A 12,914-nucleotide genomic window follows, 5' to 3' on the forward strand; every position below is an offset into this window, starting at 1 on the left:
GCCTATTCCCCCTGCACGATCACGGGCTGGCCGCCGTCCACGATCTTCAGCAGTTGCGTCCGCAGGGCATTCACATAGGCGTCCACGTCGCCTGTGGTTTTGAGGGTCGCACTGGGAGGACGCAGCCATTTCGCAGCGGGTTCCAGGCTTTTCAGGAACGCTTGCCGCACCCGGTCTACCCGGCTGGGCACCAATTCGGTGGCGTCTTGCCATGCTTTCAGGCTTTGCTGCTCCAGGGCACTGACAATCTCGTTGATGCCGCCCAGCTTGTCCTCGGTCGGCGCAGTCAGACTCTCTCGGCGCAGCCAGGTGGACTGCTCGGAAGCGGTCAGGGCGGTCCACTGAGGCAGTGTATCGAGGCCCTGCACACTGCTGGTGTAGGCCGCAGCGTAGGCGGCCCGGGCCGCTTGCAGGTCGCTGCGGAGGCTGTTCATCAGGGCGGTTCGCAGCGGCTCCATCGGGTCGGGTTCGGCCAGCAGCAGGCGGCCTGCTTTAATTGCCCCGGCTTGGCCTCTTAAGTCAGTGTCGGAGGTGTGGCGCAGCAGCGTCTGAAGCTTTTGCCAGTGGTCCAGCCGCTTCTTGATCAGTTCGGCGCGGTCGTCGGCGGCCTTACGAAGGGCCAACAGCTCAGGATTGGCCTGGGCCAATTGCAACAGCAGTTCCGGCCCGGCGAGGCCCTGCAAGCCCAGCAAAGGAGCATTCCCCAAGCGCTCAGGGAGGGGCGCGTCTCCCCCTGAAGCATTGATTTTCTCGTTCAGCAGTTTGAGGTAGGCCGAGGCTTGCGCGGCTTCCTGCCCGGCGTCCCCTTTCAGACCAATGTCCTGGTACAGCTTGCGAACCATCAGGAGTTGCCCTTTGGTCAGCGTGACGTTCTCCAGCCGGAATTCAGCCTTACTGAGCGTAGAGGCGTCCAGTTGCTTGGCCTGCACGGGCGAGCCGTTCACCGTGGCCCGCAGATGTCCAGTCAGGGTCAGCAGGGTCAGGGCGGTGTCTACGGCGTCTTGCGGCCAGCCTGTGGGGACGCCCGTCAACAGTTTGCGCAGGTCGCTTCCCTTTTTTCCGGCCCCGATTTCGCCCTGCACGGCCCGTACCACGGGATGTTTCAGGAGGTCATCGTGAAAGCCTACGGCTTCCAGAGCACTGTGGTTCTCCAGCCGGGCCTGCTTGTACGCCGCTTCCCAGCGGGCATGATCGCCGTCGCCAAAGCGGGGGTAGAGACGCGACACCGCAGATTGCAAGGCCGTGGACAGCGCCGCACGGAGGTTGCCGTCCAGTTCCTGTCCGCCGGCCTGAAAGACCTGTGCCCCGTCCACCGCCTGCGCGATCAGCCGCTCTACTTCAGCCAGCGCGATGTTGCGGCGCGTTTGCATGGCCGAGCGGGCCTCCTGGGATTCCAGGGTACTGGCCGTGGGCCGGGCCGTCAGCACTTCCCCGGTCGCCAGCCAAGTCGTCAACTGTTCTTTGAACTCGGCGCGTTTAGGTTCAGGAATGTACACGTACACGGTGGATGCGTCGCTCCCGGCGGCTAGAGCGTCGTCCCGCACCTCCTGCACCGAATCGTTCCAGCCGGGGCGCACCCACACGGGCACGTTGCCGCTACTGATAGGTGCGGTGTAAGTGACCTCAGCCTTTCGGGGAGTTTTGCTGACACCTTGACTGATCGTCAGTTGCCCTTTGGTCACGGTCTCTAAAGCACGGCGGAGCAAAGCGTCCCGCTCTTGAACCTGCCTGACTTCATCGTCTTGCAGGGCATTGAAGGCGCTGCGGTAGCTGCTTTCCCACTCGCCGCCCTCTTTGGTTTGCAGGCGGTATTCCGATCCGGTCTGCATCACTGTGCCTGCATTGATCATGTCTTTCAGCAAGTCAGGCAAGCGGGCCCGCAGGCCGCCGCTCCCAGCGCCCAAATCCTCAATCAGCAGGTCGGCGAGGGTCGCCTCGGTGGCCCGCACACCTAACCGGGAGTCAATCTTAGACAGAATAAACAGCAGTTGGGCCACCCGTTGGCGCAGCCGTCCCGCCTCGGTGTTGTCGTCCAGCCGCTCAATCAGGGTGTAGGTATCGTCCAGCAGCACAGACGTGGAGCGCAGATGCCCCGCCAGCGGGCGATACACAAAATCTGCGCCCACCACATGCCCCACGGCCTGGTTCGCAACCTGCTGGGTCGCCTCGTGCGTAATCCGCAGCTGGCTGCGCAGCTGCCCGGTGCTTCCCGCCCGGTCAATGGCCCGCAGGAACTCCTCCCAGAGGCGGCGGCGGGTGGGCAGGATCGGATAGTCCTGCGTCAGTACGGCCTGGTCGCTGCCTTGCGGAGCCAGTTTGGTGCCTGGCAGATGCCGCGCAATCTCCCCACTCGCCCGTTCCAGCGCCTGGGTGATTTCCGGCAAATGTGCGGGGTCTTTTCGTAAAATGACCTTGCGCACCACCTGATCCACGTCCGTGCTACTCAGCTCGATGCCGATTGGGAAGCGGTCTTTGATCTTGGCGAGCTGCGGCGTGGCCCCCATCGCCGACTGCCCAGTGGCGATCAGGATCAGGCGGCCCCCAAAGCGCTTGGTGACGGTTTCAGCGAGGCGGGCCACCTGATCCACGCGCTCCCGGCTGTCCCCGATGTACTGCTGAACTTCATCAAGGATGACCAATGTGCAAGGCAACTTGCCCGGCTTCTGACTCTGAAGGGCCATCAATTCTTCGGCCACGCTGACCAGTTCGTCTTCGCTGATGTCGTCGGTTTTCCGGAATTGCAGGCGCAGCAGTTCCCGGACAGTGGCGTCGTCCTGATACCCCGGGACGTGCAGCCGAATGGCCGCGGCCAAGGGTTGCGACAGGTACATGTTGCCCAGCGCAAAGCGCCAAGTTTCGCTGGAGGCTTCCACTGCGGCTTTCACAGCCTCATAGGCACCCTTTTGCATCAGCCACATCACCAGGCGGCCCTGCTGGTACTCAGCGGGCAGGCCAGCGGCACGCAGCAAAATTCGGGCAAAGGCCAGCCGCACCGCGCCCTCGACCTCGGCCCCCAAGGTGCCAGACGCGGCCCAGAGCCCTCCTTCCCGCCGTCCGGTGGTCGTCAGCTCACGCAGCAGGACACTGACCTCATCGGGCACCGTGACGAGTTCGCGGGCCGTGCTGCCGTCTGGAAAGCGGGTGTCAGCCCAGAGGTGTTCCAGCACCCGCACGAAATGAGACTTCCCGGAGCCGTAAAAGCCGCTGACCCACCAGCCTGGCTGCTCGGCCTCGTTGACCCGGCCCAGATAGGTTTGAAGCAGCCGTTTGAGGCCGTCCGCATACTGGCCTTCGCATACGAAGCTCTCCAGTTCCCACCGCAGGACGCTCCATTCTTTGTCGTCGTCTGGTGCTCTCAGCGTGGTCACGCCGTTGTTGGGAATGATGAAAGTTTGAGGATTGCGGTAGAACACATCGGCATTGGTTAGGTCAGTCGTTCTTACATCAGTCACAGGAACACTCCAAGGGGAAAGAGCACATCAGGGAACCAGCGCGACAGAGTGGTAGTTCCAGCCGTCACGGGCGTTGAACAGGCGGTAGTTGTGGCCATCCAGCGAGCCGGGGAAAAACAGCAGCATGCGGCCCTGGAGAGCGGGGGCGGCGCGTTCGATGACTTTCGAAATGCGGGTCAGGCCAAACAGGGCACCGGCACCTGTTACGCCGACCACGCTGCGCGGGGGTAGGGCCGTCAATGTGGTTCGCAGCTGTTCGAGCAGTTGCTCCTCGAACTCCGGCAGAGTGGAAGACAGCAGTTCAGGTTCCCGGAAATAGTCGTCCCGGTAAGGATGGGCATTCATCCACTGCGCGAAGGCGTCTGTCAGGTCGACGTGTGCCCACTGAACCCCAGCGGCCTCCGTCACCAGCGCAAACTCCGGCAGGGCGGCCCGCATCCGCCTCTCTTCTTCTGGATCATAGACAGCGATCCACACGCGCTCAGTGGCTGATAGGTGCGGAGGCCAGCGCAACTCGAGGTGCGAGCGGTACCTCTGCAGCAACTGCTGAGCAGGGCTCATGCGGGATCTCCGGATGACCGGGCATCCCAGCCGGGAAAGGTGATCTCGACGACGTCGGCCAACCGTTTATAGGAGAGCAGCCGTTCCTGTGAGGCGGCGAAGGCCAGCGCGTCCTGCTGCTCTGCATCTAGACCCAGCAGATGGGCCAGTGGCGTGTCGTAGAGTCCCGCTCCACGCTGGCCCTGCCCATAGGCCGTGTACAGCAACCAGGCGGCGGCTCCCGGTTGCCACTGAACCGCCACGCGCCGCTTGGGGTTCAGGCCCGCCAGCCAGCCCGCCTGAGTCCAGGACGACAGCAGATTGCTGCTGATGCTTGCCAGAGTCTTTTCGCTGTAGGTCACGTTCAACCGCATCAATTCTGTGGCCAAGGCAGGAGCTGTCACCGCCTGCCCTACCAGCTGGGTCATGATCCACGGCGCGCTCAACCGCAACAGGAAATCACGCTCTAGGGTACGCAGCAGGGCCAGTTGGGGCCGGGCCTCTGGCACTGCTTGCCACAGGTACAGGAAGGCACTCATGACGGCAGAGGTGTCTGACAGGCCATAAAGCCGGTTAAGGTAGGTCCAGCTTGCCATGCGTGTGCGAACAGTCGGTTTTCCCAACACGTTTCCTTCCACCACAGCACGGCGCATCCCGGAGCTGCCGGCAACTGCCACGCCGCTGTCTAACACCGTCACAAGGTCACGCAGCATCAGGGTACGTCCGGTGTGTACAGACAGTTGGCCTGCACCCTTCCCACGGCTTTGGCGAGAAGTCTCGTCTACAACACTGTTCATTGGGCTTAGCATAGCGGAGGCCATCATCCATACAGAGCCCGCCCCTTTCCGTGCGCCTCCGCGACGTGGGCCCGCAGCTCAGGCGGCCCCAGCACTTCGACCTCACCGCCCCAGCCCAAAATCCACGGCACGAGTTCCTTCCATCCGCCCACCTGCAGGCACACCCGCGTGTGACCGCTGCTGAGAACCGCCACCTCGGCGGCTGGCCCCAGGTGCACCTCGCGCACCCGTTCCCGCATCTCCGGCGTGAAAAACAGTTCCACGCGCACCGGGTCGCCGGTCATGATGCCCCACGCACCCGACAGGTACTTCATCGGGTGGAAATCCTCGGGAATAGAGCACGCGTCGTTGAGCAGCGTCACGTCATGCATGCGGGCAATGCGGAACACGAAGGGCCGGTCTCCGCCCTTAAGACGGTTCACGCCAATCGCGTAGGCCTGACGGTTCTGTGGATTGAGTTCGATGAAATAGATCACCAGCTCCACCTGCGACGCCTTGACCAGCGAGTGGTAGGTGAATTTCAGGACGCGCCCTTCCAGCCAGGCGCGGGCGACCAGTTCGAAGGTGCGCGTCGTGGCCAGGTCGCTGGAGCCTTTCTTCTGGTGGTAGGCCTCGTTTGCTTGGGCGGCCACGCGCTGGGCTGGGGCAGGCAGCTGTGCGGTCAGCTTTTCCAGCGCTGTCAGGTAATGTTCGTTGTAGTCAGCGGCATGGTGATAGAGCATCCGCGCCGCCGAGTACACCGCCAGGGCCTCCACCGGATTCAGGGACGTGGGTTTGACGGGTCGCCTGTATTTCCCGCTAGAGAGCCGCTCGATGTCTCCACTCAGGGAAAGTTCTTCCAGATCACGCTGGATGCTGCGGAGCTTGTTCTCTGGCAGGCCCAGGCGGCCCGTGAGGTCTCGCGCCGAGCACTCGGCGTGCCCCAGCAGATCCAACACGGCCCGAACGCGCTGCGCTTTTGTTTCCGGGGCACTCACGGCTCAGTTTTCCAGCTGCGCGCGCATGTGCTCACGGAAGCTGCGAACCACGGCCTGCAGGCCGCCCAGATGCCGGTAAAACACGCCCTGCCAGGTCTGGTCTTCGGGAAAGTAGGCGGCCACATCGGCCATCACATTGTCTTCGAGTACCAGAATGCGGCCCACCTTCAGGTGGTTGTGAACGTGGGCCGCCGCCTCATGAACCCGCACCCGCTCGGCCGCGTCTTCGATGGGCCAGAACGGCAAAAACACCAGTTGGAAGTACTGCGCCTCACCGCTTTGCGCGGCCACGTAGTACGCATTCCCCTCGCAGCGGAAGTGCACGTCTCCGTCGTCGTCCATCTTGGGCCGAAAGCCTTCTTCCGAGAGAAATTCAAAGATGGCCTGCGCGTAAGGGGTTGGGGCAGCAGGGGTTGGGGCAAGTTCGGCATCGGTCATAGGGACTCCTTTGAAAACGGCAGAAGGGGAGCGTCAGAGGCCGCGTCACACACGCCCCGAAAGGCACACAGGCGGCAAACAGCTGGCCCCGGTGTCGGCGCGAACTCCAATTGGCTCAGGCGGTCGACCGCTTCCTCAATCCCTTCCCATCCACGCTGCAAATCCTCCGGCGTGAACACATGCAATGTCTGAACCTCAGGCCGCAGGTAGGCCAGAGCGACTTCAGTGGCCCCCAGGTGATGCGCGTAGAGCGCGAGTTGAGTCAGGTGGTGTTCCGGATGCACCGCCCGGTCGGTCTTGTAGTCCAGTACCAGGCTGCTGGCCGGATCAAAGGCATCCACCGTGCCCTCGAACAGGATAGAACCGACCTGCACCTGAATGACCTTCTCCCGCTCGTAGGGCAGGGTGTTCACCGCTGCAAAGGTCTCCGAGGCAAAGCCCTGCACACAGGCCACCACCGTCTGAAGGTCTGGGCCGACCAAGTAAGGAAAGTGCTCGGCCATCTGCGCCGCTGTCCAGCCGTGCTCAAGAGAGCGGTGGACGGCGTCCCCGATTTGCCGGCCGGCTACCCGGCCCTGCGGATTGCCGGCCTCAGCCTCCCGGCGCTCACTCCAGAGGGCTGCCAGCGGCTGACGGTTTTCCAGATGGCGGTAGGCAAAGCTGCGCGGGCACTGCCGGTAGGTCGCGAGGCTGGTGGCGGGGAGGCTGCCGGGCAGCATGACGCCAGGGCCGCTGCGCACCTTGAGGGTAGGACGCGCCCCACCCTGCTCTAGGACGAGAGGCTGCACCGAGGGCACCTCTGCCGCGCTCAGGTAATGCCGCTCCACGCCCGCCTCCGGCAGGTGGCCGGCAAAGGCGGCGAAGCGTTCCTGAGCTTTTCCTGTTTCGCTGGCCGGGGCGCTCAGGATCAGCAGGTCTGCCGCTCGCGTGAAGGCAACGTAGGCCACCCGCTCGGCTTCGCTGAGTTCCTGCTCGCGGGCCACTGCCTCCAGCGCGTCCCACTGCGGCAGATCGTCGTCCTGCAGCGGCAGGCGCAGGGCTACACCCAGGCGGGCATCGAAGCGCACCTTCGGGGGCGGCCCGCCTCCCTGCCGCAGTGCGTCGGCCACGATGACGACTGGGAATTCCAGGCCTTTGCTGCCGTGAATGGTCATCAGCTGCACAGCGTCCGGGTGGGGGCTGAGGGCTTCAGCCTCCTGCGCCCCCAGGCGCGCGAGGCTGGCGAGGTGATCGGCCACGCCCACCACATCGCGGATCCCCTGCACGGCCCAGCCCCGCAGCAGGGCCTGAAAGCGGCGAAGATTCTCGACCCGGCGCAGGCCGTCCGGTTGCGCAGCATGCACCAGCAGGGTGCCTGTCCGGGCGTCCGCTTCAGCCAGCAGCGCCGAGGCACTCAGGCTCACGCTGGCTTCGCGCAGCTCCCGCAGCAGGGTCACGGCAGCCTGCACCTGTGGGCGGCCATTGCGGCCCGCCGCGGCCCAGAGGCTCTCCCCTGTCCCTCGCTCCTGGGCGATTTCCAGGAGCACGTCATCAGTCAGGTGCGCGTGTGGGCCACGCAGCACGGCGGCCAACGCCACATCGACCGTGGGGTCGGCCACTGCCCCCAACAGGCTCACGGCATCCTGCACTTCAGGGCGGTCATACAGACCCCGGCCGCCGTACACCACATAAGGCAGCCCCGCCCGCACGAGCGCGTTTTCGTAGATTTTCAAGTCGGTTCGGGCCCGGAACAGCAGGGCGATGTCCGACAAGCGCAGGGGCCGCCCCTCTGAACGGCTGCGGTCATGCACCAAGCCGCCCGCCAGCAGCAACGCTTGGATGCGCCCCGCCAGCAGCGTGGCTTCCGCGGCCCGCAGACTGGCGGTATCCTCCTCTCCGGCCAGGGCATACAGCTCCACACTGGGCGCGTCCTCCCCGAAGGGATGGGCCGTCCGGTGGGCGCTCAGGGCCTCGAAGCGGGCCGCCGTGGGCCGTGCCAACTCCGGCCCCCCCATCAGGCTGCGGAAGAAAGCATTGACGGTCTCGACCAGGCGGTGATGTGTGCGGAACGACGTGCCCATCGGCACGAGTTCCCCGCCGCGTGCCAGCACGTCGGCCTGGGCCGCCCGGAACACGGTCACGTCCGCCCGCCGGAAGGCATAGATGGACTGCTTCTCGTCGCCCACCACCGTGAGGTTGACCCCCTCTCCGGCCAGTGCCGAAAGAATGCGCCACTGCACCGGGTTGGTGTCCTGCGCCTCATCGAGCAGCAGGTGCGTCCAGCGCGCAGCGTAATAGGCCCGCACCTGCGGCTGGGCCAGCGCCCGGTCGGCGGAAGTCTCGAGATCGGCAAAAGTCAGGCACTCCTGCTCGGCCTTGAGTTCAGTCAGGCGGCGGGTGACGTGACTGAAGATGTCTCTCAGCGCCAGCACGGCTGCTCCGTGTGCTACGGCGTCGGGCGTAGCTTCGCCCAACAGGTCGTCCCGGCCGGCCAGCGCCTTGAGGCTCTGCAGCGCCGCATGCACGGCAACCTTGTCGTCTTTGGCCCAGCCTTTGCCGATGCTGCCTTTGTGTGGAGCGAGAGCGGTGCGCACACCGTACAGGACGGGAGCGAGAGCAGGGGCAGGCACGGCAGCGGCCAGCACCTCCCGGCGAATTTGCTCCAGGCTGTCGCCTTCTGGCCCCCGGAGACCGGTCAGCACCTCCAGCGCCGCGTTCCAGTCGGCGGCCACGGTCGGCCACACTCCCAGGGCTCGGGTGGCCGGGTCGAGGGCCGCAGCGTTCGCGGCCACCTCCAGAGCCTGAGCGGCGGTGGTAGGGTCATCCAGCAGGGTCTCCAGCACGTCGGCACGGATCTTGCTCGGCACCGCCAGCAAGGTGGCCGCAGGCAGTTCGGCCAGGACGCCAGGCAGATGTTCACCCAACCAGGCCTGGGCCTCCAATTCATCGAGGACTTCGAAGCCCAGGCCTGCTCCACTTTCGGCAGGATGCTCACGGGCCACCCGTCCGCACAGGCCGTGGATGGTGCTGACCTGCATCAGCGGCAGGGCCGAGAGCAGCTCGGGCCAGACGCCGCCCTCCTCCGCCCGCGCTTCCACCACGCCCGTGATCCGTTCGCGCAGTTCGGCAGCCGCCGCTTCGGTAAAGGTCACGGCCACGATCTGTCCAGGCCGCACTCCTGTGCCCAGCAGGTGCAGGATGCGCTCGGCCAGCACGCGGGTCTTGCCGCTGCCCGCCCCGGCAGAGATCGCCACGCTGCCGGAAGCGAAGATGGCCTGCTGCTGCGCGGGTGTAAAGGGACTGGCGGCCTGGGTGTTCAATTCGGTCATGGCTGCCCCTCCAGAACAGGTTGCCCCCGGTCTCTACACACTGGTTTCAGGTTGCAGTAGGCACACGCTTCACGCTTGTCGTCCGGGCTGGGGGCTACGTCGCCCCGCGTCAGCGCGTCGCCCAACCCAACCAAAAAGTCGGTCACCCGGGTCTGATGTTCTCCCCAGCTGTACTTCTTGCGCGGGCCCTCGGCGCCCGGCCCGGCCCCTGGCGGCAGAGGGCGGCCCTGTTCGATGCTAAGGTAGCGGCCCCCGGTGGCTCCAGTTGCCGCCATATACAGCGGCAACTGGATTTCCAGATTCATGACGCCGCCGTGCACCACCTTGCTGACGTAGGAGCCGGTCTTGTAGTCGGTCACGGTTAACCCGTCCGGGGTCTGGTCGACCCGGTCAATCACGCCCACCAGCGAGAAGGTATGTGGCCCGGCCTGCACCTCAAACTCGCGGCGTGCTTCCAAATGCAATGGCCTCCAGCCTTCCGGCACGAAACTGGAACTTTGGACGGCACGTACCGCAGTTCGGCGGATCTCCTCGCGCACAACGGGCCAGAGGGGGCCAGGACGCAGTTCACCGCTGGCCCGTGACAGGCGGTCTTGGCGAGTCAGGGCAGTCTCAGCGCGGCGAACCCGGTCGGCCGTGGTGTCACTGGGTGCTTCGCCCTGCAAGGCTCCTTCCAGGGCCGCGTGCAGCAGCGTGCCCACCACCCGGCGGTCTTCGCCCTGATCGGGGTCAGTCGGTTCATCCAGCCGCAGCAGCTTCTGGGCAAACCAGCGGTAGCGGCAAGCGCCTGCCGAGTGAAGTTGTGTGGGACTCCAACGCCATCCACTGACCGCAACAGGGGTCTGAAGCTGTCCGGCGTGTGCTCCCGGCAGGCCTGCGTCCCGGTCACGCTCGACGGCCACCTTGATGTCAAGGCCATCTGGCAGCCGCCCACCCTGCAGGGCCAGGGCCAAGTGCCGCTCACTTTCCGAGCCCAGCGGCGAGGCCCTCTCTGCCGGGTTGACGTCACCCAGCCTGCTCCAGAAGCGGCTGGGACGCAGTTCCCGGCCATCGGCCCCGCGCCGCGGACGGCTCACCACCAGATCAATCCCTGCGCCCGCGACCGCTCCCAAGAAGAGCGCTTCTTCCACACTGGCCAGCGTAGACGCGTCGGGCACGGTCACGCCCTGCTCAGTCCAGCGGGCCCGGATGACACTGTCGATCAGGGGATGATCCACTGTCCGGGCTGGGAACAGCGTATCGGCCAGGCCCAGCACCCAGACATAGTCGAACTGGCGGCCCAGTGCCGCGAGGGGCGTGGCCACCCGCACGCCGCTGCGCCCCAGCAGCACCGGCACCGTCACCGTCTCGAGGGCATGCTCAATCAGGTTCAACACGGCTCCCTGAGAACACGAACCTTCCCAGCGCGACTCGGCCTGCAGGCGGTCGAGGAGCAGGCTCAGCGCCACGTTCAGGGCTGGGTCGTTTTTGCAGCGCGCCAAGACACCCAACTCGGCCATCAGGCGCTGCAAGAGACCGAGGCCCCCGCGCCAGGTGGTTTCTTCCGGCACCTCCAACCAGCCCAGGTCAGGATGCCAGGCAGTCAGCCCTGCAGGACAACCTGGTTGCAATGCCCGGCCTCGCGCCAGGGCGTCAAAGGACAGCGCGAGCAGCGGATGGCTGAGCAGGCGGCGAACCGCGCTGTAGCGCCACTCTTTGGTGTGGGCCTCTACCCAGGCCTGAATGAGCCCACCCAAGGGCGTGTGCAGCAGCGGCACCTGCTGGCCACTCACCAGCGGGAGCCCGTACTCCCGCGCCACGTCCATCAGGGTGCCCAGATAGGTCTGCTCGCTGCGGACGATGACGGCCAGCCGCTCAGGGGCCGTTCCTTTCGCCACCCAGTCCCGCACCTGCCGCAGACAGGCCCGGACTTCACTTTCGATGTCGGGAAACGTTTCTTTGTGCAGGCTTGTGGGCGCCGCGTGAGCACCCACGTAGGCGGCCATCACCTGATCCCCCGTCAGGCGGGCCGGGCCGTCCAGCGGCGTGACCTCAAAACCCAGCCGGGTCAACGCCTCCAGCGTCGCCTGCGTTCGGCCCAGTCCGCGGACACCCGCCGTAAACGGCAGCGTGATCAATGAACCGGGAGCCAACAACCGGTCGAGCAGCGCCACTTGCGCCGCGTCGAAATAGGCGAAGCCATAGACCAGGGTGGGCCGGGCCGGCAGGAGCGAAGCCGTCAGCCGCGCCGCAAAGAACTCACTGCCCGCGCTGTCGTAAGTTTTCGTTGCCTCGCAGCGGGCCAGCAGCGCCGCGTAGGTTTGAGCCACGTCCTGCTCGCGTCCGGGGGCGGCCACGCGCAGCAGGGCATCGGGCTGCACATTCGAGCGCATGAGTTCCCCCATCAAGCGCTGCAGGCTGCGCAAGGTGCCGCCCCGAAGCTGCAGTGGCTCCAAATAGCTCAGGGGCACGTCAGCCAAAATCTGCCTGAAGAAGGCGTCGCGAGCCCCGGGACTCAGGAGCGTCCAACCCGCAGTGCGCAGGGCTTCGCGGGCCACTTGGGTGAGGGTGACGGCCTGGCCCGCCCCGCGCAGTGCCCCCCGCAGGTCGCGCCCAGCCTGCACATTGGGCACCACCACCTGCAAGTGGGGAACAAAGCGGGCGGCCACCGCTGCCCGCAGGACGCTGGGATACGGGTGGGTGAGCAGCAGCCGGGTCACGCCCTCAGCCTAGCGGCTGAGGGTGACACGCAATGACGCAGATGCGGCAACGGTTCGCTGCACCACAGGTCTTCGCTGGGGGGGGGAGGGGGCCAGCGCAGGCGGTAGACGGTGATGAGCAGGCCGTCTTGGATGAGAAAGCGCATGTCCTGCAGCGCGTAAAGCCGGGCATGGCCGGGGCGAACCGACACGAAGCGGGCGCGGCGCAGCAACCGCCGCAGGCGCTCTTGGGCACCGTTCCAGCTGAGATTGCCGGCGAACCGCTCCTGAAACCTCTCTACAGCATGTGCCGTCATCATCACGTCATTCATGGGTCTGGCCTCCTGAGAGCAGTGTCGCAGTGAGGGACGGCAGTGGCTGACAGCTGGAAAGGAGAGGCGGCGCGTCACCCAGTGACGTGAACTCAACCAACTCCCCCGCAACCCTTGACCTGAATGGAGATCGAGCGGAGGCAACTGCTCAAAAACACCTCCGTGCAGACAATTTTTACCGGCCACAACACACCTGCTGTTCTCAATCCCTCAGCGCTGTGGCAGGAGAAGGTCGATGGTGACAGACTTCAGTGCTGTCACTATCACGCCCATAGAAGCTGGAAGAGGATACGTTGGTAACCCAGCACTGACGTTTTGGGGATTCAGGGATTGAGCTGTATCTGAAGACCTACATCGGCATGACCATGATAGCGTTTCTCCGTCTGAGAACC

The 12,914-nt window shown here is 65.3% G+C and carries 8 protein-coding genes; all 8 read right to left on the reverse strand.

Annotated elements, in window-relative coordinates; genetic code table 11:
• Window positions 1-2: 2 nt before the first annotated feature.
• The 8 genes from brxC to M1R55_RS19540 are packed head-to-tail and all read right to left on the reverse strand — an operon-like array spanning window position 3 to window position 12,522.
• Window positions 3-3,452, reverse strand: coding sequence for a BREX system P-loop protein BrxC (gene brxC / locus M1R55_RS19505; protein ID WP_249395097.1), 3,450 nt, complete (start codon window positions 3,450-3,452; stop codon window positions 3-5).
• 27 nt (window positions 3,453-3,479) lie between these two features.
• Window positions 3,480-4,013: a BREX protein BrxB domain-containing protein gene (locus M1R55_RS19510; protein WP_249395098.1), complete on the reverse strand. Its 534-nt coding sequence runs from the start codon at window positions 4,011-4,013 to the stop codon at window positions 3,480-3,482.
• Window positions 4,010-4,789: a hypothetical protein gene (locus tag M1R55_RS19515; RefSeq protein ID WP_249395099.1), complete on the reverse strand. Its 780-nt coding sequence runs from the start codon at window positions 4,787-4,789 to the stop codon at window positions 4,010-4,012. The genes M1R55_RS19510 and M1R55_RS19515 overlap by 4 nt, the downstream gene beginning before the upstream one ends.
• 23 nt (window positions 4,790-4,812) lie before the next feature.
• Window positions 4,813-5,766, reverse strand: a complete 954-nt coding sequence (locus M1R55_RS19520) for a YafY family protein (protein ID WP_249395100.1) — start codon at window positions 5,764-5,766, stop codon at window positions 4,813-4,815.
• Between the two features lie 3 nt (window positions 5,767-5,769).
• A complete protein-coding gene (locus M1R55_RS19525) occupies window positions 5,770-6,204 on the reverse strand; it encodes a hypothetical protein (protein ID WP_249395101.1) in 435 nt (144 codons plus the stop codon).
• Window positions 6,201-9,512 (reverse strand): UvrD-helicase domain-containing protein, encoded by a 3,312-nt coding sequence (locus M1R55_RS19530; RefSeq protein ID WP_249395102.1) that lies wholly within the window; start codon window positions 9,510-9,512, stop codon window positions 6,201-6,203. Before M1R55_RS19530 ends, M1R55_RS19525 begins: the two co-directional genes overlap by 4 nt.
• Entirely contained in the window at window positions 9,509-12,211 is a 2,703-nt protein-coding gene (locus M1R55_RS19535) for a PD-(D/E)XK nuclease family protein (protein WP_249395103.1), read from the reverse strand. Before M1R55_RS19535 ends, M1R55_RS19530 begins: the two co-directional genes overlap by 4 nt.
• Entirely contained in the window at window positions 12,208-12,522 is a 315-nt protein-coding gene (locus M1R55_RS19540; RefSeq protein ID WP_249395104.1) for a hypothetical protein, read from the reverse strand. The genes M1R55_RS19535 and M1R55_RS19540 overlap by 4 nt, the downstream gene beginning before the upstream one ends.
• Window positions 12,523-12,914 lie beyond the last annotated feature (392 nt).

The sequence above is a fragment of the Deinococcus sp. QL22 genome (assembly GCF_023370075.1).
Classification (GTDB): Bacteria; Deinococcota; Deinococci; order Deinococcales; family Deinococcaceae; genus Deinococcus.

Excerpts from the sequence above, each read along its gene's own strand:
- M1R55_RS19510 (WP_249395098.1), bottom strand. The coding sequence starts at position 4,013 with ATGAGCCCTGCTCAGCAGTTGCTGCAGAGGTACCGCTCGCACCTCGAG.
- M1R55_RS19525 (WP_249395101.1), bottom strand. The coding sequence starts at position 6,204 with ATGACCGATGCCGAACTTGCCCCAACCCCTGCTGCCCCAACCCCTTAC.
- M1R55_RS19515 (WP_249395099.1), bottom strand. The coding sequence starts at position 4,789 with ATGAACAGTGTTGTAGACGAGACTTCTCGCCAAAGCCGTGGGAAGGGT.
- M1R55_RS19530 (WP_249395102.1), bottom strand. The coding sequence starts at position 9,512 with ATGACCGAATTGAACACCCAGGCCGCCAGTCCCTTTACACCCGCGCAG.
- M1R55_RS19540 (WP_249395104.1), bottom strand. The coding sequence starts at position 12,522 with ATGAATGACGTGATGATGACGGCACATGCTGTAGAGAGGTTTCAGGAG.